Genomic DNA, 21672 nt, shown 5'->3' on the forward strand with positions numbered 1-21672 from the left:
CGGGACGACCCGGGCAGCGGGTTGCACCGGTCACGCCAGCCGGGCGGCTCGCGTCAAGAGGTGGCGCTTCTCGGGTTCGCTGGTGGTGCGCCGGGCCGCCTCGCGGTAGCCGGCGCGTGCCGCGTCGATGTCGCCCGCCATCTCCAGCAAGTGGGCCCGCACCGATACCCAGTGGTGGGACGCCGAGATGCGCTCGTCGGCCGAGAGCGCGTCCACCACGGCCAGCCCGGCCGCGGGTCCGCGGACCTCGGCGACCGCGACCGCCCGGTTGAGCGTCACCGTCGGATTCGGTGCCACGCGCTCGAGAACCGTGTACAGCGCCAGGATCTGCGGCCAGTCGGTGGCTTCGGCGGTGGGCGCCTCGTCGTGGACGGCGGCGATGGCGGCCTGCAGCTGGTACGGGCCGATCGGGCCCCTCGGCAGCGTCTCGGTCACCAGAGCCACGCCCTCGGCGATCGCTTCGGCGTCCCACCGGGTCCGGTCCTGCTCGCTCAGCGGCACCAGCGACCCGTCCGGGGCCGTGCGGGCCCCGCGGCGGGCGTCGGTCAGCACCAGCAGGGCCAGCAACCCGGCCACTTCGCCGTCGCCGGGGACGAGCCGGTGCAGCTCGCGGGCCAGCCGGACGGCCTCGGCCGTCAGCTCGGCCTTCACCAGCCGCGTCCCCGAGGTGGCCGTGTAGCCCTCGTTGAACACGAGGTAGACCACTTGGAGGACGACGCCGAGCCGCGCTGCCTGCTCGGCGGGCGGCGGCAGCTCGAAGGCGGCGCCCGCGGCCTTGATGCGGTGCTTGGCCCGGCTGATGCGCTGCGCCATCGTCGCCTCGGGCACCAGGAAGGCGCGGGCGATTTCGGCGGTCGTCAGGCCGCCGACGGCCCGCAGGGTCAGCGCGATCTGCGAAGACGCCGTCAGCGCCGGGTGGCAGCAGAGGAACAGCAGCGTCAGGGTGTCGTCGTCGGCTTCGACCTCGCCGGCGGGCGGGGTGCGGAGGGCGTCCGCCTCCTCGCGCCGCCGGCGGGCGACGTCGCTGCGCACCTGGTCGGCCAGGCGCCGCGACGCCACCGTCACCAGCCACGCCCGGGGGTTGTCCGGCCACCCCCGCACCGGCCACTGGGCCGCGGCCTCCGCCAGCGCCTCCTGGACGGCGTCCTCGCAGGCGTCGAAGAGGCCGTACCGGCGCACGAGCGCACCGAGGACCTCCGGGACCAGCCGCCGGACGGCCTGCCAGCCGGTCACGGCGCGACGTCGGCCTCGTCCATCAGCGGCCGGACCTCGACACCCCAGTAGCGCGCCGACGGCGCGCGGGCCGCGATCTCCAGGGCCCGTTCCAGGCTGTCGCAGTCGACGATCGAGAAGCTGCCCAGGAACTCCTTGGCCTCGGCGTAGGGGCCGTCGGTGATCACCGGTGCCCCGTCGGCGACCCGGACCATCTTGGTGTTCACCTCGTCGGCGACGCCGTAGGCGCCGATCAGCTCGCCCGACTCGAACAGCTCGCGGTTGAGCGCGTCGGTCTCGCGGATGACCTCGGCGAGCGCCTCCGCCCCGATCGAGGTGAAGGCTTCCTCGTTGCCGTAGATCAGCAGCATGTACTTCACGGGTCGTTCCTCTCTCACTGCCCGGCCGGAGCGACCAGGTCGCCACTGGCGCCCCGGTCGTCCAGCACCAGCTTCGCCCGCCCGCCGACGGTGTAGCGGATGTGGGTGACCCCGGGCGCGTCGACGACCCGGGCCGGGACCAGCTCGATGCCGTCGTCGGCGCCGAGCCCGAGGCCCGAGTCGAACAGGCGCTGGCCGTCACCCAGCAGCACCGGGCTGATGTGCAGCTCGATCTGGTCGAGCAGCCCGGCGGCCAGCACCTGGCGCAGCAGCTCCCCGCCACCGGCCACCGCCACATCCTTGCCGCCGGCGGCTTCGCGGGCCAGCTCGACGGCCCGTTCGGGTCCGTCGGTGACGAAGGTGAAGGACGTGCCGCCCCGGCGTTCGAGGACCTCCCGGGGCCGGTGGGTGACGACGAAGACCGGGGCCCGGAACGGCGGTTCGTCACCCCAGGGGACCTCGCCGGCGTCGAACATGCGCCGGCCCATGACGTAGGCACCGGCCGCCGCGAACGTCTCCGCGACGATCTCGGAGTCGACGGACTGCTCACCGCCGGCGATGCCCTGCCGCTCCCGCCAGGCCATGGCGTCGACGGCCCACCGGGTGACCCGGAAGAACCCGGGCGCTTCGGGGCCGTTCACGTCGTTGGGGTGTCCCGGGTCCCGCGGCCCGGTGTAGAAGCCGTCGAGGGACACCGACATCTGGGCGGTCACCTTGGTCATCGTTCGTGCTCCTGCCGTGGTGGCAGCCTGTTCCGGCCGCCGGTGACCCCCAGTCGGAGCCGGCCGTCCGTTCTCGACACCGGCCGGCGAAAAACTTCGGTGTTACGGTTCGGCGTGCCCGTGGACAGCGTGAGCAGGCTCGTCCGGCTCGCGCGGCCGGACGGCGAGGTCGACGTCCGGTGCCTGCTGGCCGGCAGCTTCGTGCTCGACAACCCGGCGGCCGGGCCGGGGCTGGTGCCCTTCCACCTGGTGCTCGAAGGCCGGTGCACCGTGACGTCCGGGAGCGCGGCCGTCCACCTGGGACCCGGTGACATGCTGCTGCTCCCGCACGGCGACGCGCACCGCGTGACGGCGACCGGCGTCCCCGGGCTGCCCGTCACCGAGGAGCCCGGGGCCGCGTTCCCGACGCGCCGGACGCCCGGCGCCGAACCGCGGGTCGACCTCTTCTGCGGTCACTACCGGTTCGCCGCGGGTGCCGGTGCCTTGCTGTTCCGGCTGATGCCGCCGCTCGTGCACGTCTCGCTGGACGCGCCCGCGCTCACGCTGGCCGGGGTGCTGCGCGGGGAGGCGCGCTTCGACGGGCCCGGGACGGCGGCGATCGTCGCGGCCCTGCTCGACGCGCTGCTGGCGATGGCGCTGCGCAGCCGTCCGGAGCAGCGGCCGGAGACGCCCGGCCTGTGGACCGCGCTCGGCGACGACGTGCTCGGCCGGGTGCTGGCGGACGTCGTCGAGCGGCCCGGCGAAGCGTGGACGATCGACCGGCTCGCCGCCGATGCGGCGATGTCGCGGGCCACGTTCCTGCGCCGGTTCACCGCCCGCACGGGGACGACGGTCGCCGCGATGGTGACGGCCATCCGGATGATGGTGGCCGCGGACCTGCTGACCCGCTCCGAGCACTCGGTGACGCGGGTCGCCGGCGACGTCGGCTACCGGTCGGAGTCGGCGTTCGGCCAGGCGTTCCGGGCGGCGCTGGGCACCACGCCGGCGCAGTACCGCCGCGAAGCCGCCCGGCGCTGAGCCGATTCCGACGGAAAACGAGCCGGTAACGCGTGGTCGTCTCCGGAGACGCCGTCGAATGATGGGCGCGCCCCCGTCGCCGGCGGGGACGTGACCCGAACGGAGAACCCGATGCCGACCATCACCACCCCCGACGGCGTGGAAATCTTCTACAAGGACTGGGGGACCGGGCAGCCGATCGTGTTCAGCCACGGCTGGCCGCTGTCCTCCGACGACTGGGACACCCAGCTGCTGTTCTTCGCCGCGCAGGGGTTCCGCGTCATCGCCCACGACCGGCGGGGCCACGGCCGCTCGGCCGACGTCGCCGACGGCCACGACATGGACCACTACGCGGACGACCTGGCCGCGCTGACCGCGCACCTGGACCTGCGCGACGTCGTCCACATCGGACACTCGACGGGTGGCGGCGAGGTCGTGCGCTACCTCGCCCGCCACGGCGAGGATCGCGTCGCCAAGGCGGCCATCATCGCCGCGGTCCCGCCGCTGATGGTCCAGACGGAAGCCAACCCCGGCGGCCTGCCCAAGAGCGTCTTCGACGACCTGCAGGCGCAGCTGCTGGCGAACCGGTCGGCGTTCTACCTGTCGCTGGCGGCCGGGCCGTTCTACGGCTACAACCGGCCGGGCGCCGAGCCGGTCGAGGCGACCATCCGCAACTGGTGGCGCCAGGGGATGATGGGCGGGGCGAAGGCGCACTACGACGGGATCGTGGCGTTCTCCCAGACCGACTTCACGGCCGACCTGGAGAAGATTTCGGTGCCGGTGCTGGTCATGCACGGCGACGATGACCAGATCGTGCCGTACGCGGACTCGGCGCCGCTGTCGGCGAAGCTCTTGAGGAACGGGACGCTCAAGACGTACGAGGGCTTCCCGCACGGCATGCCGACGACTCACGCCGAGACGGTGAACGCGGCCCTGCTGGAGTTCATCCGCAGCTGACCCGGGCCGCGGAAAATTCCCCGGCTGCCGCCGGCCGCCGCCGGCGATCGAGGCCGCGCCGTGGAGAAAGACGCTGTGGGCGCGGCCTTGCGTCGCCCGGCAATGCACCCGGCCCGCCACTGGCTGCTGCCCGCGAGCTTGCCGGCGATCGAGGCCGCGGCTGGGCGTGCGATGCGCGCACGGTCCGGTCGTAGCCGCGCCGGTGGGGCGGTGGGCGTCCGCAGCGCGCTGCCGACGGCGGACGAGCCGCTGCCCGCCGGCCGATCCCGGGGCCCCGGAAATTCCCCCGCCACGACTGCAACAGAGTCCCGGGGCATCGGCATCTTATGGGTGTGCAGTTCGATGAGTTCTCCCGCGCGCAGCTTCCCGGCCTGGTGCGGTTCGCCGCCGTGCTGACCGGGGATCGTGAGCTGGCCCAGGACGTCGTGCAGGACGCGCTCGTGCGGGCGCACCGGGCGTGGCGGCAGGTGGCGGCGGCCGATCGGCCCGAGCTCTACCTGCGGAAGATGGTCGTCAACGGCTACCTCGGCTGGCGCCGCCGGTGGTACCAGCGGTCCGTGCACCCCACGTCGGACGTGGCGCGGTTCCGGGAGCCGACCGCGCCCGATCCGGCGCGGCGGATCGCCGACGCCGACCAGCTCAGCGGGCTGCTCGCCCGGCTCAGCCGGGCCCAGCGGGCGTCGATCGTGCTGCGGTTCTACGAGGACCGCGACGACGACGAGATCGCCGCGGTGCTCGGCTGCGCGCCCGGGACGGTGCGCAGCCACATCTCGCGCGGCCTCAGCTCGCTGCGCGTCGGGATCGAAGAAGGCAAGGAGAGCGTGTGATGACCGACCTCGACGAGCTGCGCCGCGTGCTGCGCGACCGGGAGTCCCTGGCCCCCGATCCGGCGGCCGTGCTCACCACCGCCACCCGCCGGATCCGGCGGCGCCGGGCGACGAGCGTCGCCGCCGTGACGCTCACCGTGGCGGCCCTCGGCGTCGGCGCCGTCGGGCTGCTGAACCGGGGTGCCCCGGCCGTGACGCCGCCCGCCACGCTCGCGACCCCGGCGTCGTCCGCGGAGGCGCCGGACGCCGCGAAGGTGCCCCCGCCCGCGCCGGCGATCAGTCTCGAAGACAAGTCCTGGGACCTGGTGTTCTGGGCCGTCCACCCGCACTTCGCCAGCCTCCACTACCGGCAGGACAGCCGGTACGGGCTCGAAATCGACGTCCAGGACGGCACTGCCCCCGAAAGCGCCCTGCCCGCGAAACCCACGGCCGCCGGGCAGCTCCCGAACCCGAAGACGGTCATGTGGCAGGACGGCCCGCAGCGGTGGATCCGGGTGCGGACCACCAAACCGGTGACGGCCGCGGAAATGGCCGGCCTGCTGGCGAAGATCGGCACGACGCCGCCGGTGCTCGCGTCACCGCTGAAGTCGCTGCAGGTCCCCGCCGGGCAGAAGGTCGCGGCGTTCACCAGCGAACCCGAGACCAACACCCTGGTGCTCTGCCCCGACCTCGAGGCGGACATGGCGCCGCTCGCCCCCGGCTGCTTCTCCCTGTTCGTGTTCCTGACCGGCACCGGTGAATCGACCGGCGGGGTCGATCCGAAGGACCCGTTGCCCGCGCACCAGAGCCGGAAACTCGGCGGGTACACGCTCGAACTGAACAGCTCGTACCCCAACAAAGCGGCCGCGCTGGCCCTGCTGGATTCCGTGCGGCTCAACCGATAAGCGGGGGCGTCGCCCGGCCGAGGGGGTTCCGATGCGTGTTTCCGTGCTCGTCGTCCTGGCCGGCCTCGTCTTCGGCGCGCTCACCGCGGCGGTCTGCCTTCGTCCCGCGAAGGCGCCCGCCGCGGTGGAACGGCCGGTGTCGTACGTACCGCCGTCGCCGGCCCCGGTCGTGCCGGTGCCGGCGGAAGCCGAGGTGACCGTCGACGTCCGCGGCGAGTGGTCGTGGTCGTTGCGGGAGCTCGGCTCCGGTGTCGTGGTCGGCGCCGGGACCCTGCGCAACACGACCGAGTCCATGATCAAGATCTGGCTCGCCGTGGACTACCTCGCCTCGCGGGACTCGCGGGTGTCGGCCGAGGACGAGGCCCGGGTGAGCCGGATGATCCGCAGCAGTGACGACCGCGCCGCGCAGACGCTGTACCTGCGGCTCGGCGGGGACGCCTCGATCGCGCGGATGATCCGGACCTGCGAACTGGGGGAGACGGCGATCCACCCGGGCTGGTGGTCCAAGACCACGATGTCCGCGGCCGACGCGACCACGCTCGGCCGGTGCGTGGCCCGCGGCCCGGGCGTGAGCCCGCGGTGGCGCGACGAGCTGCTGGACCTCATGCGGTCGGTCGACCCCGGCGACGCGTTCGGCATCCCGGAGGCGCCGGCGTTGGCGGGCCTGCGCCCGGCGGTCAAGAACGGCTGGACCCGGCACGGCACCTGGTGGGCGGTGAACTGCCTGGCGGTCTGGGACCGGTGGGTGCTCGCGGTCATGGTGCACTACCCGGAGCGGGGTGACGGGCACCGGTACGGGGCGGACGTGTGCCGGAGCGTCGCCCAGCAGCTGTTCGGCCGCACCGGGGCGTGATCGGCGGAACATCCGCGTCCACCGGCGAGTTGGAGGGGGCATGACCCAACTCGTGGACCGCACGATCACCGCCCTGCGCGCCGAGCACGACGTGCTCGCCGGCCTCGTCCGCACCGTCACCGACGAGCAGCTGGCCGCGCCCAGCGGCGCTTCGGAATGGACCGTCGCCCAGGTCGTCTCCCACCTGGGCAGCGGCGCGGAGATCGGCCGCGCGCCCATCGCCCGGGCCGCGGGGGAGACCGTCGAGGCCGAAGACAACCAGGCGATCTGGGCCCGCTGGGACTCCTCGACGCCGCGCGCGCAGGCCGAAGGCTTCCTGGAGCACAACGCCCGCTGGCTCGAAACGGTCGAGGCGCTCACGCCGGAGCAGCGTTCGTCGCTGAAGGTCGACCTCGGCTTCCTGCCGGAGCCGGTCCCGCTGGTGACCGCCGTGGGCATGCGGCTCAGCGAGGTCGCCAACCACTCGTGGGACGTCCGGGTGGCGTTCGACTCGGCGGCCGGCGTGGACGCCGGCTCGGCGGAGGTGCTCGTCGACCTCCTGAGCGGGCCGGTCGGGTTCATGCTGGGCTGGCTCGCGAAGCCGGCCGAGCTCGCCGACCCGGTGTCGGTCGCGGTCCCCGGTGGGGGCCTGGTGATCGACGACGCGGTGACGGCGGTGGACCACCTCGAGGCGCCGTCCGCGACGTTCACCGGGTCGGCGGAGGCGTTCGTCCGGCTGATCAGCGGCCGGCTCAAGGCCCCGTACGACAAGGACGTCACGGTCGAGGGGAACGTGACCCTCGACGACCTGCGCCGGGTGTTCCCGGGCTTCTGAGGATCAGCACGTCCCGCTCGGCCTCGCGCCGGGCGGGGCGAACTCCAGGCGCAGCGCCTCGGAGCGGGGGACGACGAACGACACGCCGTTCGACGCCCGCCACCGCGCGGTCACGAACACGTACTGCCCGCCGGACTGCAGCAGCAGCTTCAACCCCGTGTACCGGTACTTGTACGCGGCTTCCGGCTGGCCGCAAACGACTTGGAGGACACCGTCGGCCTCGAGGCTGAGGCTGCGCTCGCTGTAGACGGTCACGGCCGGCATCGCGGGTATCCGCGCCGCGGTGGTGAAGGCTTCGCGGACCCCGACCTGGGCCGAGTAGTCGGAGACCGCCCAGAACAGCCCGAACGCCACGAGCAGGTACGTGGTGACCCATTCGGCGACGAGGAACGCCGGGGCGTGCGTGCCGGGCACCAGCCGGCGCCAGCCGACCACCGCGAGGACCACGCCGGCCGCGAACGCGAGCCCCGGCAACCCGGCGTAGAAGCCGAACAGCTCCCCGCCGAGCACGTCGGGCACGGTGACCCCGACCAGGGCCAGGCCCGCGACCGTCGCGAACGGGGGACCGACGCGGGCCAGCGTGGCCCGGATCCGGTCCGGCAGCAGGAACCGCGCGAGCCGGACGACGGCGAACAGGACGAGCCCGATAGCCGCCGCGGCGCCGATCGGCAGGTGCAGCCCGAAGGCGCCGCGCGCGAGGATCTCTTCCGCGGTCTGGTCCAGCACGGTGTAGTGCACCCGGAAATAGCCGAAGAACTGCTGCGTGTAGACGAGACCGAAGAAGTACAGCAACGCGCTGAACAGCGCGAGGTTCGCCGCCACCGACGCGACGACCTTGAGCGCCTGCGAAGCCCCGGCCTTCGTGCGGCCGTCGCCGTCGCCGTCGCCGTCGCCGGGTTCGGGCCGCCGCAGGCCGGTGCGGCGGACACGGCGACCGGGCACGGGCACCTACGGTGTTCCCGAAGGCGAGTCCGACGTGCTTTCCGCCGGCGGAACGGGTTCGTCGGAGGGCGGGCACGCATCGGTGTGGATGGTGATGACCCCGCCGCGCCGGACTTCCTTGGGCGGGGTGAGCAACACGGCGCACGCGGTTTCGCTGCCGACGATCCGGACGGTGATCCCGCACCGCGGTCGCGGGCACCCCAGGCCCCGGGTGTCGTCGTCCAGTCTCCCCTCGATGGAAGCCCGGACCTTTTCGGCCGGGCGGTCGCGCGACCCGACCTGCGTGCTGTCGTACTCGATCGGACTGCCCACCGCGCCGGGCGGATCCGAGCTCCGCGGCGGATCCGATTCCGGTTGCCCGGACGGCTCCGCCGAAGTCCCGGACGTCACCGGAGCCGATTCACCGGGTGTCGCCGCCGGGTTTCCGGGCGCGGACGTCCCGCCGCACCCCGCCACGAGCACCGCGGCCGCGGCCGCGGCCGCCGCGCTCCACCACACCTTCATGGGAGTTCGCCCCCTCTCACCTGGACTTACTGGTAGAGGAGGCGCGGATCCGCGGAAAAATACAACCACCGATCCGGTGACTGCCGGAATTCAGCCCGCCGTGCTCAGTTCGACGAAAGCGCGGACGCCCGATTCGAGCGCGTAGTTCATCGAGCCCCCATTCGGTTCGAAACTCGTGTGCTCACCCGCGAAGTGGATGCGGTTCTCCGGTGCCCGGATCGCCGGCATCAGCCTGCTGTGACCGCGTTCGGGCAGGACGTACGACCCTTCGATCCACGGCTCGTGGTCCCACGCCACCGAAACCCCCAGTTCGAACTGCTCGTGCGCGCCCGGGAACATCGTGTCCACGTGGTCCAGCACGAACCGGACGCGCTCCTCGCCGGTCATCGCCGCGACCGCGCGGGCGCGCCAGCCCGTCATCAGGACCTCCAGGATCCGCCTCGGGCCGGGCTGGTTCGCCGTCGCGTCGCGGACCCAGCGGATCGGCAGGTCCGTCGACACCGAGACGTTGTGCCCCTTCCAGAACTGCTCGCGCACCTGCAGGTAGACCCGGACGATCGACGCGTACCGCAGCTTGCGCATCGCCTCGATCTTGGCGGCCGTCAGCCGCGCGTGGCTGACGTCGACGTGGCGGATCGCGCTGAACGGCACCGTGACGACGACCCGGTCGGCGCTGAGCCGCGCCAGCCGGCCGTGGTCGAGGTAGGTGACCGTGGCCGAATCGTCGTCCTGGTCGAGCCGCACGACCGGCGCGCGGTAGCGGATGCGGTCGCGCAGCTCGTGGGCGAACGCGCGGGGCAGCTCGTCGGTGCCGCCGCCGATCTTCCCCCAGCCCTCGGTGGACGTCAGCAGCGAGCGGTAACCGCTTTCATGACGCAGCCACGACAACGCCGAGGCCGAAAGCAGGTCGCCGCCGCGCATTTCCAGGAACATCGGTTCCATCAGGTCGATCGCCGTCTGCGAAGCCCCGCGAGCGCGCAGCACTTCGTCCACAGAGGACTGGTCGAGTTCTTCGAGTGCCGCCGACGGCGCCCAATGAGGTGCGGTCAGGTCGGCGCCCAGCTCCTCGGCCGCCGCCGTGACGTACCGGGCGATCAGCTCGGGTACGCCCAGTCCGCGCTCGTGCTCGGCCAGTGGCAGCTCGGCCGTGGTGAGGGAATCCGCGTCCGGGCGGACGAACTTGCCGTCGACGAAGTAGGAGAAGTCCTGGTCGAGCAGGTCCGACCGGTCCAGCCCGACGCCCAGCCGCTCCCGGTAGTGGGTGACGTAGTGGCATTCCGGGGTCACGGTCATCGCGCCGGCCTCGACGCGCAGGCCGTCCGCGAACGGCTGCCGCAGCGTGCGGGCCCGGCCGCCGGGGCGTTCGGTGGCTTCCAGGACGGTGACTTCGCAGCCGGCCCGGTGCAGCTCGTGGGCGGCGGCGAGGCCGGCCAGCCCCGCCCCGACGACGATCGCCGTCCGGGGCGGGCGCAGGCCGCGCAGGTCGTTCCCGAGGTGCCGGCGCAGGTCGGCCGGGGTGAGGGCGGGCACCGTCACCAGCTCCAGCCGCGCTCCGCGGGCGGCGTCCAGACGTTCGCCTTCTCCAGGTACGGGAAGACCTCGCCCATCAGCTCGATCTGCTCGGCTTCGTACATCACCGGCAGGAACATGAACCCGCGCACGCCGGTCTCGCGGTGCAGGTCCAGCAACTGCCCGGCGACCGTCTCCGGCGACCCGACCAGCACCTTGCTGCCGCACGCCAGGCCGAGCGTCCGGGCGATGTCGTCGAACTCGCCTTCGTAGTTCTCCTGGTAGGTCTCGCTGCCGCCCATCAGCTCGGTCGCGATGTCGCGGGCGGCGCCCATGTCGAGCGAGTCGCGCACCCACGAGAACTTCTCCTGGGCCTCGGTGTCGGTCTTGCCGAGCAGCACGCCGACGGCACCGGCCATGTTGACGTCGAGGGGATCCCGGCCGGCGGCCTCGGTCCGCTCGGCCAGCGAGTCGACCGTCTTGCGGACCTTCGAGTAGTCGTCGGGCAGCGGCGTGAACGCGAAGTCGCAGGTCTCGGCGATCAGCTGCTGACCCGCGGCCGAGACGCCGGCGTTGAACAGGCACGGCCACGGCTGCTGCTCGATGTGCGGGCCGATCAGGCTGCCGCGCAGGTCGTGGTACTCGCCGTGGAACTCGACGTGCTCCCCGCGCGAAGCCCACAGCGTCTTGACGGCTTCGACGGCCTCGGTGGTGATCTTGTACCGGAGGTCGTGGTCGGTGTCGGTGGGCGCGCCGAGCAGCTCGGCCTCCGGCGTTTTCCACCCGGGCACGATGTTCCAGCCCCAGCGGCCGCCGCTGAGCGCGTCCAGGTTCGCGCCGAGGCGGGCGATGACGCCGGGGGAGAGGTACCGGGTGTGCATGGTGGTGACGACGCCGATGTGCTGCGTCGCGGCCATCACGACGGGCGCGTAGATCGGCGCCGAGATGTGCGGCTGGGCGTGCCCGATGCGGGCGCTGTTCTCGCCGTGGGTGATGTAGCCGTCGGCGAAGAAGACGTAGTCCATGCCGATGTCTTCGACGCGGCGGGCCAGGTCCATCTGGGTGGCCGGGTCGAGCGAGTCCGGGTTGCGGTCGGCGACCGCTTTGGACGTCGCGGTGGGCGTCGGCGAGCTGAGCCACATGAAGCCGAATCGCAGCTGCCCGTCGGGGAGGCGGTCCTTGGTCGTGCCACGGGACATGCGCATCTCCTATCCGATGGTTGCTTTCTGGCAACCATGGTAATCACGCTATCGGGTGAGATGTCAACCGCTTCCCTTGTGGATCAAGTAAAATCCGCGAATTAGCGAGTCCGATGTGGACAGTCAACGAATACGACGGGAAATCATCAGGCTCGCCGCCCCCGGCTCGTGAGTGCCCGCTAAGCGTTCTTCAAGTCCGCGCGCAAGTACTCGGCCGTGTAGGACTTCTTGTCCTTCAACAGCTTCTCCGGCGTCCCCTCGAACAGCACGCGCCCGCCGTGGCGGCCGGCCTCCGGGCCCAGGTCGATCACCCAGTCGGCGTGCTTCACGACGTCGAGGTCGTGCTCGATCACCACCACCGTGTTGCCGCCGTCCACCAAGCGGTCCAGCAGGTCCAGCAGGTGCCCGATGTCGGCCATGTGCAGGCCGGTGGTCGGTTCGTCGAACAGGTAGACGTTGCCGGTCTCGCGCAGCCGGTGCGCGAGCTTGACCCGCTGCCGCTCGCCGCCGGACAACGTCGACAGCGGCTGCCCCAGCGTCAGGTACGACAGGCCGACCTCGGCCAGCAGGTCCAGCTTCTTCGTGATCGCCTCTTCGGAGAAGTAGCCCAGCGCCTCTTCGACGGTCAGGGCGAGGACGTCGACGATGTTCTTGCCCCGCACCGTCTTGTCCAGCACCTCGGGCCGGTAACGCTGCCCGTCGCACGCTTCGCAGATCGTCGTCACCGGGTCCATGTAGGCCAGGTCCGTCTCGATCACGCCGCGGCCCTTGCACTCCGGGCAGCCGCCTTCGGAGTTGAAGCTGAACAGCCCCGGCTGCGCGTTGTTGGCTTCGGCGAACAGCTTCCGGATGACGTCCATGACGTCCAGGTAGGTCGCCGGCGTCGAGCGCGTCGACACCCCGATCGCCGACTGGTCGATCAGCACGGCGTCCGGGTGCTGCTTCCGCAGGGCCCCCGAGACGAGGGTGCTCTTGCCCGAGCCCGCCACCCCGGTCACCACGGTGAGCACGCCGGTCGGCACGTCGACCGTCACGTCGTGCAGGTTGTGCAGATCCGCCTTCTCGATCGGCAGCTGCCCGGTCGGTTCGCGGAACTCCTCCTTGAGCCCCGGGATGTGCGTCAGGCACTTGCCGGTGAGCGTCGAGGAGCGCCGCAGCTGCTTGACCGTGCCTTCGAAGACGACCTCGCCGCCGTGCGTGCCCGCGCCGGGACCCATGTCGACGACGTGGTCGGCGATGGCGATGACGTCCCGGTCGTGCTCGACGACCAGCACCGTGTTGCCCTTGTCCCGCAGCTCGCACAGCAGCTCGTTGAGCCGGTGCACGTCCCGCGGGTGCAACCCGACGCTCGGCTCGTCGAAGACGTACGTCAGGTCGGTGAGGCTGCTGCCGAGGTGCTTGACCGTCTTGAGCCGCTGGCCTTCACCGCCGGAGAGCGTCGACGTCTCGCGGTCGAGGCTCAGGTACCCCAGCCCGATCGCTTCGACGCGCTCGAGCGCCGCCAGCGCGCCGGCCAGCACCGACTTCGCCGCCGGGACGTCGAGCGACTTCAGCTCGGCGATCAGCTCGCTGACCTCCATCGCGCAGTGGTCGGCGATGTTCTTGCCGTGGATCTTCGACGCCAGCGCGGCCTTGTTCAGCCGGCCGCCCTTGCAGACCGCACACGGGCCCTCCGCCACGATCTTCTCCACCTCGCGGCGGTCGCGCTCCTTCAGCGTGTCGAGGCCGTTCTTCAGGTAGCGGCGGGTCAGCTTGACGACGACGCCCTCGTATTCGTTCGAGTAGTTCTGCCGCTTGCCCGAGCGGTCCACCCGGAACCCGCCGCCGTGCAGCAGCAGGTCCCATTCCTTCTTCGTGAACTTCTTGAGCGGCTTGTCCGGGTCGAACAACCCGGATTGGGCGTAGAGCTGCCACATGTAGCTGCCGATCGCGAACAGCGGCGAGTCCAGCGCGCCCTCGTTGAGCGTCTTGTCGTAGTCGATCAGCAGGTCCAGGTCGAGCTTCGTGGTGCGGCCCAGGCCCTGGCACTCCTCGCACATGCCCTGCGGGTCGTTGAACGAGTACAGGTTCGACGACCCCGCGCTCGGCTTGCCGTACCGGGAGAACAGCACGCGCAGCATCGCGTGGATCTCGCTCATCGTGCCGACGGTCGAGCGGGCGTTGCCGCCGATCGGCTTCTGGTCCACCACGATCGCCGTGGACAGGTTGCTCATCCGCTCCGCGCGCGGCCGCTCGTGCTTGGGCAGCCGGTTGCGGATGAACCAGCTGAACGTCTCGCTGAGCTGCCGCTGCGACTCGACCGCGATCGTGTCGAACACGATCGACGACTTGCCCGAGCCCGACACGCCGGTGAACACGGTGATCTCGCCCTTGGGGATGCAGAGCGAGACGTTCTTCAGGTTGTTCTCGCACGCACCCTCGAGCACGATGTGGCCGCCGGTGCGGCGGGTCTGCCCGTTCGCCATGACCTGCGCCTCCTCGTCCCGGGGCGGCACGGGTGCGGCGCCGGGGTCGATCGGACGATTGGTTTCCGTCAGGCAATCACTTTACCAGCCTGAGGCCTTCGCGGCCGCGCGAGGAGCGTTGTGCCGCGAGGGTGACCTGCGGGCGAACGGGAAGTGATATCCTCTGATCTTCCGACTGCGGTGCGCTTTCCCTCGAAAGCTGAGGTGGGCAATGACGAAGTTCCACGGTTCCCCGACCGCCCCGCCGGGCCGTCCCGGCGAACTGGAGAACGCGCTCTCCTACCTGCAGTGCGTGCTGGTGGCGCGGCGCACGCGCGCGACGCCGGAGAAGGTCACCTGGCCCCAGTACGACGTGCTGGAGACGCTGCGCATCCACGGCCCGATGACGCCCTCGGCGATCGGGGAGTCCCTCGGCATCTCGCGGCAGAGCACGTCCAAGCTGCTGCGCGTGCTCAAGGACCAGTTCCTCATCGAGCAGACCTCGCGCGGCACCGACCGGCGCGAGCAGACCACGTCGCTGACCGAAGAGGGCGAAGAGTTCCTCATGCGCGCAGCTCAGGGCCGCCGGGAGACCGCGAAGGTCGCCGGCGCGGCGCTCACCGCGGGCGAGGCGAGCCTGTTCGCCGAGCTCTGCCGGAAGGTCGCCGACTCGCTGCACTCCACACCCCAGCCTTTCCCGCTCCGCGACGTCTGAGCCGCGCTGGTCACGCCTGGCCCCCAGTCGTGCACGCCGTGTTGCGGGTGCCCGGGTACCCGCGCGCCCAAACGCGGCCGCCGCGATGTCACCCGGCGTGCACGCCGGCCGTTCCCAGGCGGCTCTCCGCCGATCGGAGCAGTCCGCACCCCTGACTGCCGTCAATCCACATCGGATCCCCGCGCCCGGGTTGCGGCGCCGATCGCCGCCGGTACCGTACGCGCGCGAATTCACGACTATTCACCACTTTCTCAGGTAATCGATTTCAGCCGATAAACGCGACCCTCGGTTATTTGAGCATTCGACGATTTACCGGCGGGTTGACAGCTACTGGGGCGCTTTGCATACTGGTTGCTGAATAGAAATCATCTCGCCTGAATTGATCATTGCTGCCGCCGTGCGTGCGGTGCAAACCGGACAGGGGGATCCCATGCCCGTGGACGGAAATCCGGCCGATCTCGTGCTCCCGAGGCTGTTCGAGCGCGCCGCGGCCGACCATCCACATCGGACCGCGCTGAGCGGCGACGGCCCCGAAGTGTCCTATTCGGACTTGAACGCCCGCGCCAACCGGCTCGCCCGGACGCTGCGCATGATGCAGGTCCGCGACGGCGCACCGGCGGGCCTCTACCTGGACCGCTCGACCGACCTGGTGGTCACGCTGCTCGCGGTCCTCAAGGCCGGCGGGTGCGTCGTCCCGCTCAACCCGGCCTACCCGGCCCGGATGATCCGCCACATCGTCGAGGCGACCGGCCTGCGGACGGTCGTCCACCAGGGACAACCGTCGCTGGCCGAAGCGGACCTCCCGGTCCGGCAGGCGCACGTCGAGGAGCTGGCAGGGGAAAGCGCTTCACAGGAGGACGGCAACCTCCCCGCGGCCCCGGCCGGCGGCGACGACGCGTTCGTCCTGTTCACCTCCGGGTCCACCGGGCGGCCCAAGGGCGTCCGGCTGGCCCACCGCGGCCTCGCCCGGCTGGCGGTCGCCGACCCGAAGCTGACCATCACCCCGGACGACTGCCTGGTCCAGCTGGCCGCGTTCTCCTTCGCCGCTTCGAGCAACGAGTTCTGGCTGAGCCTGCTCAACGGCGCCGAGCTCGTCCTGCTGCCGCCCGGTCTGCCTTCGCTGTCCGATCTTCGGGACGTCATCACGAAGCGCGGGGTCAGCGTGCTGAGCCTGCCTTGTGGACTGTTCAACCTCTTGGTGGACAACGAACTGGACGTCCTGCGCGAACTGCGCGTGATCATGGTGAGCGGCGACTTCCCGTCGCCGGCGCACCTGGCGACCGCCGCGGAGCACACCACCGCCGCGATCTTCAACGGCTACGGCTGCACCGAAAACTCGGCCATCTCGTCGCTGTACCCGATCACGCCCGAGGTCCGCGACCTCGACCGGGTGCCGGTCGGCAAGCCCCTGGCCGGCGTCACCATGGACGTGCTCGACCAGGACGCCAGGCCGTGCCCGCCCGGCGACGTCGGCGAGCTGGTCATCGGCGGCCTCGGCGTCGCCAACGGCTACCTGGACCTGCCGGAGGTCCAGGCGGAGAAGTTCGTCAACGGCGGCACGCGCTACCGCACCGGCGACCTGGCCCGGCTGACGCCCGACGGCGACGTCGTGCTCGTCGGCCGGGGGGACAGCCTGGTCAAGATCCGCGGGTTCCGCGTCGAGACCAGCGCGGTCGAGCTGGCCCTGAAGTCGTTCGACGACGTCGAGCACGCCGTCGTCAAGGCGTTCGGCAACGAGGCCAACGAAAAGAGCCTCGTCGCGTTCTACACCACCTGGAGCGGGCAGGGGATCGGCGCCGGCGAACTGATCGCGCAGCTCGCCGACTCGCTGCCGGAGTACATGATCCCGTCGGACTTCCACCGCCTCGACGCGATGCCGGCGAACCTCAACGGAAAGATCGACCGGGCCGCGTTGCACGACCCGCGCGCCCGGTCCCGTGAAGAAAAGGAGCAGCCCATGACGAGCCCCCTCGAAACGGTCATCCTGCAGATGTGGCGGGACACCATCGGCACCGACGACTACTCCGCCACGGACCCGTTCGTCGGGCACGGCGGCAATTCCCTGCACTTCGTGAAGTTCGCTTCCGGGCTGCAGTCGGTCTTCGCGGTCGAAGTGCGCCCCGAAGACGTGTTCCGGCACGGCACCGTCCGCGGGCTGGCCGAGCACATCGAGTCGCTGCGCGCGGGCGCCCCCGCGCGCTGAGCCGGCAGACCGAACCGACGCACGGGGGGCCGCGATGATCGGAGAGGTACTGACACCATGGAAAACCCACTCGAGTCGGTGATCCGCCGGACCCGCTCCGGCGTCACCGCCGACGGTGCGGCGGGCCACGAGCAGTTCGCCGGGCTGCTCAGTGCGCTGCTGGGGGTCACCCTGGGGGCCGAGGACGTCCGGCGCCACGATGATCCCGCCGACCTGGCCCGGCACATCGACGACCTGCGGGGCGGCCCGCCCGGGCTGACCGCGACCGCGGCGGACGGGCCCGCCCCGGCGTCCTACGGCCAGCGCGGCATCTGGTTCATCGACCAGTACTCGCCCCGCCCGGCGGCCTACAACGCACCGTTCGTGTTCACCGTCAAGACCCCGCTCGACACCGGCGTGCTGCACGACAGCCTCCGCGCGCTGCTGACGCGCCACGAAATCCTGCGCACCACGTTCACCGCCGAGGACAGCGATGTCCAGCAGCACGTCGGCGCCGAGCCCGTGTGCGACTTCTCGACGGTCGAGCTGAGCGCCACGCGGCCGCTGGACGACGTCGTCGCCGAGGTGGTCGACACCGAGTTCGACCTCGCCGGCGGGCCGCTGGTCAAGGTCGTCTGCGCGGTCGAGCCCGACGGGCCGGCGCACGTCGTGTGCGTCATCCACCACATCGTCTTCGACGCGGCTTCGGCCGGGGTGTTCCTCACCGAGTGGTTCACCCGCTACCACGCCGCGCTCGCCGGGGACGCCTACGACGAAGGCGAACCCCGCCCGCAGTACCGCGACTTCGCCCGCCGGCAACGGGAAACCGTCCGCGGCGACCGCCTGGAAGAGCTGCTCGCGCACTGGGAGACCCGGCTCGCCGGGCCGCTGCCCCTGCTGGACCTGCCCGCCGACCGGCCGCGGCCGCAGGAGCAGTCGCACCGCGGCGACATCGTCCGGTTCGACCTCCCGCCGGAGCTGACCGACCGGGTGCGCCGGCTCGCCGCGGACGAGGGCGTCACGCTGTTCATGCTGCTGGAGGCCGCCTATGCCGCGTTCCTCCACCTGCACACGCGCCAGGACGACCTCCTCGTCGGCAGCCCGGTCTCCTTGCGGGACCTGCCGGAGACGGCGGACATGCTCGGCTACTTCGTCAACATGGTCGTCTTCCGCCACACCGTGCGCGCCGACCTGCCGCTGCGCGAGCTGTACGCGCAGGCGGGCACCGAGGTCACCGAAGCGTTGCGGCACAAGGACGCGCCGTTCGAGAAGGTCATCGAGCGCGTCAACCCGCCGCGCAGCCCGAGCCACGCGCCGGTGTTCCAGACCATGTTCGTGCTCCCGGACTCCGACTGGGCGGCCCTGGACCGGCTCGGCCTGGACGCCGACCTCGACCTGTACGTCAGCCGCAGCTCGAAGTACGACCTTTCGCTGATCGTCGAGCAGGACGGGACCGCGCTGCGCGGGGTGTTCGAGTACGACACGGCGTTGTTCGACCGCGAGACCGTCGAGGCGTTCGGCGACCGGTACGTCCGGCTGCTCGACGCCCTCGCCGACAACCCGGACGGGACGGTCGGCGACCTGGGGCTGCTGTCGGAAGAGCAGGAGCAGGAGGTCCTGGCCTGGTGCGCGCCGCCGCCGGAGGACACCACCCGCCGCCCGGTCGCCGAGCTGTTCGAGACGCAGGCCGCGGTCACCCCGGACGCGCCCGCGCTGGAGCACGGCGACCGCGTGCTGACCTACCGCGAGCTGAACGGCCGCGCCAACCGCCTGGCCCGTGACCTGCGGGCGAAGGGCGTCGGACGCGGCGACCGCGTCGGCATCCACGTGCCGCGGTCGCCCGAAATGATCGTCGCGCTGCTGGGTGTGCTGAAGGCGGGGGCCGCGTACGTGCCGGTCGACCCGTCCTACCCGGCCGAGCGGATCGAGTACATGCTGGCCGACTCCGGCGTCGCGCTGGTCCTGGAGTCGGTGGAGCCGGAAGCCGGCGACGAGACCGATCTGGGGCGGCTGAAGAGCGGCGACGACGAGATCTACGTCATCTACACGTCCGGGTCCACCGGGCGCCCCAAGGGTGTCGTGCTCACCGAAGCGACGGTCACCAACCTCGTCGAGTACATGCGCCGAACGTCGCCGATCGGCGCGACCGGCCGGACGCTGCAGTACATGACACTCTCCTTCGATGTCTCCGTGATGGAGATCCTGGGGACGCTCTGCTCGGGCGGCACGCTCGTGCTGATCGACGAAGACCTGCAGAAGGACCTGCACCGGCTGACCGGCTTCCTGCGCGAGCGGCACATTTCGCGGACCTACCTGCCGTACGTGGCCGTGCAACAGCTGGCCGCCGTCGCCGAGGACAAGCCGTTCCCGGACCTGGTGGAGGTCGCGTCCGTCGGCGAGCAGCTGGTGATCACCCCGCAGATCCGCGAGTTCTTCGCCCGCCGCCCGGAGATCCGGTTCCTCAACATGTACGGCCCGTCCGAGACGCACCTGGCGTCCGCGCACGAGCTGACCGGGGACCCGGCCGGCTGGCCGGAGGCCCCGTCGATCGGCGGCCCGATCGGAGGCCTGTCGATGCTGGCCCTCGACGACGGCGGCCGGCTCGTCCCGCCCGGCGTGCCGGGGGAGCTCTACCTCGGCGGCGACCTGCTTTCGCCCGGCTACCACGGCCTGCCCGAGCAGACCCGCGACCGGTTCGTGGAGACGCCGTTCGGGCGGCTCTACCGGACCGGCGACCTGGTCCGCTACGACCGCGACGGCGAGTTCGACTACCTCGGGCGCGCCGACACCCAGATCAAGATCCGCGGCTACCGCGTCGAACCGGCCGAGGTCGAGGCGGCGCTCAACGAGCTGCCCGGCGTCCGCGCGTCCGCCGTCGCCGCGGTGGCGTTCGGTCCGGGGGACCGGCGGCTGGCCGGCTACCTCGTCACCGACGACGAGATCGACCCGGTCGCGGTGCGGGCCGCGCTTTCGGGTGCGCTGCCGGACTACCTGGTGCCGTCGCACTTCGTGCGGCTCGGCGCGCTGCCGATCGCGCCCAGCGGCAAGATCGACCGCAAGGCGCTGCCGGACCTGTTCGACCCGGGCACGGCGGGCGCGTCCCGGCCGCCGGAGACGCCGACCGAGCTGGCCGTCGCCGAAGCGTGGACGGACCTGCTGGGCACCGGCGAGGTCGGCCTCGACGAGGACTTCTTCGCCGCCGGCGGGCATTCCATCCTGGCGACCGAGCTGATGTACCGGCTGCGCAAGCGGTTCGCCGTCGACGTCCCGCTGCGGACGCTGTTCGACGACCCGACCGTCGGCGGGATGGCCGCGCGGATCGACGCCCTGGTCGCCGGGACCGACGACGGCGGCCGCGTCGACCTGCGCGCCGACGTGAAGCTGCCGGAGCACATCCGCGCCACCGGGAGCGCGGCCACCGCCGAGGACGTCCTGCTCACCGGCGCGACCGGGTTCCTCGGCATCCACCTGCTGCGCGAGCTGCTGGCCGAGACGACGAACCGGGTGCACTGCCTGGTCCGGGCGTCCGACGCCGAAGGCGCGTGGCAGCGGATCGCCGAGACGGCCGACCGCTACGGCATCGGCGAATTCCTCGACCGCGACCGCGTCACCGCCGTGCCCGGCGACCTCGCCGCCGACCGCCTGGGACTGTCCGAAGAGGACTACGACGACCTCGTGCACCGCGTCGGCACGATCCACCACACGGCGGCGCACATCAACTTCGTCGCGCCCTACGCGTCGGTGAAGAAGGCCAATGTGGACGGTCTGGCCCGGGTCGTCGAGTTCGCCGCGGCCGGACCGGTCAAGCCGGTGCACTACACGTCCACGGTGGCGGTGTTCTCGCCGAAGCCGCGGTCCGAGCCGATCACCGAGGACGACGTCCCGGACGACTCGGACGACCTCACCATCGGCTACACGCAGAGCAAGTGGGTCGCCGAGGAGGTCGCGCGGCTGGCCCGCGAGCGCGGGGTGCCGGTGACGATCTACCGCATCGGCCGGATCGCCGGCAACAGCGAAACCGGCGCGCTGCAGACCGAGGACTTCCTGTGGCGCCAGGTGAAGAGCTTCCTCGAGCTGGGCGTCGTCCCGCCGCCCGAGGAACACGACACCGACCTGCTGCCGGTCGACTTCGTCGGCCGCGCGCTCGTCCGGCTGTCGCGCGCCCGGCCGGCGGAAAACCGGACGTGGCACCTGTTCAACCCGGACATCAAGACGTTCGACGTCGTCTACCGGGCCATCCGCGAACTGGGGTACCCGCTGCGGGAGATCCCGGTGGGCGAGTGGCGGGCGGCGCTCGCCGACCGCGACAACCCGTTGTCCGCGATGGCCCCGCTCTACCAGGAAGGCGCGCTCGACATCGGCGACAACGTCTACGCCAACGAGCGCACCGGAGACGAACTGGCCCGGCTGGGCCTGCGCTGGCCGGAGATCACCCCGGCCGTGTTCACGAAAATGATCTCCTATTTCCGTGAAACGGGCGAATTCACCGGCTGAGCCCGATCGCCCTCGTTCCCCCCGATTTCCCTCTCCAG

The 21672-nt window shown here is 71.6% G+C and carries 17 protein-coding genes; 9 read left to right on the forward strand and 8 right to left on the reverse strand.

Annotated features, from left to right (window positions below; translation table 11 throughout):
* Nucleotides 1-30: 30 nt before the first annotated feature.
* The 3 genes from ACIQWX_RS40235 to ACIQWX_RS40245 are packed head-to-tail and all read right to left on the reverse strand — an operon-like array spanning nt 31 to nt 2314.
* Complete coding sequence (locus ACIQWX_RS40235; protein WP_400882833.1) at nt 31-1233, reverse strand: RNA polymerase sigma factor; 1203 nt, start codon at nt 1231-1233, stop codon at nt 31-33.
* Complete coding sequence (locus tag ACIQWX_RS40240) at nt 1230-1583, reverse strand: YciI family protein (protein WP_400883129.1); 354 nt, start codon at nt 1581-1583, stop codon at nt 1230-1232. The genes ACIQWX_RS40235 and ACIQWX_RS40240 overlap by 4 nt, the downstream gene beginning before the upstream one ends.
* Nucleotides 1584-1606: 23 nt before the next feature.
* Nucleotides 1607-2314, reverse strand: a complete 708-nt coding sequence (locus tag ACIQWX_RS40245) for a dihydrofolate reductase family protein (RefSeq protein ID WP_400882836.1) — start codon at nt 2312-2314, stop codon at nt 1607-1609.
* Between the two features lie 114 nt (nt 2315-2428).
* Here ACIQWX_RS40245 and ACIQWX_RS40250 point away from each other — a divergent pair, with 114 nt between their 5' ends.
* The 6 genes from ACIQWX_RS40250 to ACIQWX_RS40275 all read left to right on the forward strand — a co-directional run bounded on the left by ACIQWX_RS40250 (nt 2429) and on the right by ACIQWX_RS40275 (nt 7645).
* Entirely contained in the window at nt 2429-3331 is a 903-nt protein-coding gene (locus ACIQWX_RS40250; RefSeq protein WP_400882838.1) for a cupin domain-containing protein, read from the forward strand.
* 111 nt (nt 3332-3442) lie between these two features.
* Complete coding sequence (locus ACIQWX_RS40255; RefSeq protein ID WP_400882840.1) at nt 3443-4267, forward strand: alpha/beta fold hydrolase; 825 nt, start codon at nt 3443-3445, stop codon at nt 4265-4267.
* A 332-nt stretch (nt 4268-4599) separates the two neighbouring features.
* Nucleotides 4600-5094, forward strand: a complete 495-nt coding sequence (locus tag ACIQWX_RS40260) for a SigE family RNA polymerase sigma factor (RefSeq protein ID WP_400882843.1) — start codon at nt 4600-4602, stop codon at nt 5092-5094.
* Complete coding sequence (locus tag ACIQWX_RS40265; protein ID WP_400882846.1) at nt 5094-5978, forward strand: hypothetical protein; 885 nt, start codon at nt 5094-5096, stop codon at nt 5976-5978. Before ACIQWX_RS40260 ends, ACIQWX_RS40265 begins: the two co-directional genes overlap by 1 nt.
* Before the next feature lie 31 nt (nt 5979-6009).
* Nucleotides 6010-6831, forward strand: coding sequence for a serine hydrolase (locus ACIQWX_RS40270; protein ID WP_400882848.1), 822 nt, complete (start codon nt 6010-6012; stop codon nt 6829-6831).
* Between the two features lie 40 nt (nt 6832-6871).
* Nucleotides 6872-7645: a maleylpyruvate isomerase family mycothiol-dependent enzyme gene (locus ACIQWX_RS40275; protein WP_400882850.1), complete on the forward strand. Its 774-nt coding sequence runs from the start codon at nt 6872-6874 to the stop codon at nt 7643-7645.
* A gap of 3 nt (nt 7646-7648) precedes the next feature.
* Here the strand turns inward: ACIQWX_RS40275 and ACIQWX_RS40280 are convergent, their stop codons facing one another.
* From ACIQWX_RS40280 to ACIQWX_RS40300, 5 genes are all read right to left on the reverse strand, one after another.
* The gene (locus ACIQWX_RS40280) at nt 7649-8587 is read right to left on the reverse strand and encodes a hypothetical protein (RefSeq protein WP_400882853.1); all 939 of its coding nucleotides are present in this window, start codon (nt 8585-8587) and stop codon (nt 7649-7651) included.
* A 6-nt stretch (nt 8588-8593) separates the two neighbouring features.
* The gene (locus ACIQWX_RS40285) at nt 8594-9091 is read right to left on the reverse strand and encodes a hypothetical protein (RefSeq protein ID WP_400882855.1); all 498 of its coding nucleotides are present in this window, start codon (nt 9089-9091) and stop codon (nt 8594-8596) included.
* Between the two features lie 90 nt (nt 9092-9181).
* A complete protein-coding gene (locus ACIQWX_RS40290) occupies nt 9182-10627 on the reverse strand; it encodes a flavin monoamine oxidase family protein (protein ID WP_400882858.1) in 1446 nt (481 codons plus the stop codon).
* Nucleotides 10624-11799: an LLM class flavin-dependent oxidoreductase gene (locus tag ACIQWX_RS40295; protein WP_400882861.1), complete on the reverse strand. Its 1176-nt coding sequence runs from the start codon at nt 11797-11799 to the stop codon at nt 10624-10626. The genes ACIQWX_RS40290 and ACIQWX_RS40295 overlap by 4 nt, the downstream gene beginning before the upstream one ends.
* A gap of 179 nt (nt 11800-11978) precedes the next feature.
* Complete coding sequence (locus ACIQWX_RS40300; protein ID WP_400882864.1) at nt 11979-14264, reverse strand: ATP-binding cassette domain-containing protein; 2286 nt, start codon at nt 14262-14264, stop codon at nt 11979-11981.
* Nucleotides 14265-14475: 211 nt separating this feature from the next.
* On the opposite strand from ACIQWX_RS40300, the gene ACIQWX_RS40305 reads away from it, so the two are divergent.
* The 3 genes from ACIQWX_RS40305 (at nt 14476) to ACIQWX_RS40315 (ending at nt 21634) form a co-directional block, all read left to right on the forward strand.
* Nucleotides 14476-14958: a MarR family winged helix-turn-helix transcriptional regulator gene (locus tag ACIQWX_RS40305; protein WP_400882866.1), complete on the forward strand. Its 483-nt coding sequence runs from the start codon at nt 14476-14478 to the stop codon at nt 14956-14958.
* A 430-nt stretch (nt 14959-15388) separates the two neighbouring features.
* On the forward strand, nt 15389-17161 hold the full coding sequence (locus ACIQWX_RS40310) for an amino acid adenylation domain-containing protein (protein WP_400882869.1): 1773 nt from the start codon (nt 15389-15391) through the stop codon (nt 17159-17161).
* Between the two features lie 57 nt (nt 17162-17218).
* Entirely contained in the window at nt 17219-21634 is a 4416-nt protein-coding gene (locus tag ACIQWX_RS40315) for an amino acid adenylation domain-containing protein (RefSeq protein ID WP_400882872.1), read from the forward strand.
* The last annotated feature ends 38 nt before the right edge of the window (nt 21635-21672 follow it).

It is taken from the genome of Amycolatopsis sp. NPDC098790, assembly GCF_044759945.1.
Taxonomy (GTDB): domain Bacteria; phylum Actinomycetota; class Actinomycetes; order Mycobacteriales; family Pseudonocardiaceae; genus Amycolatopsis.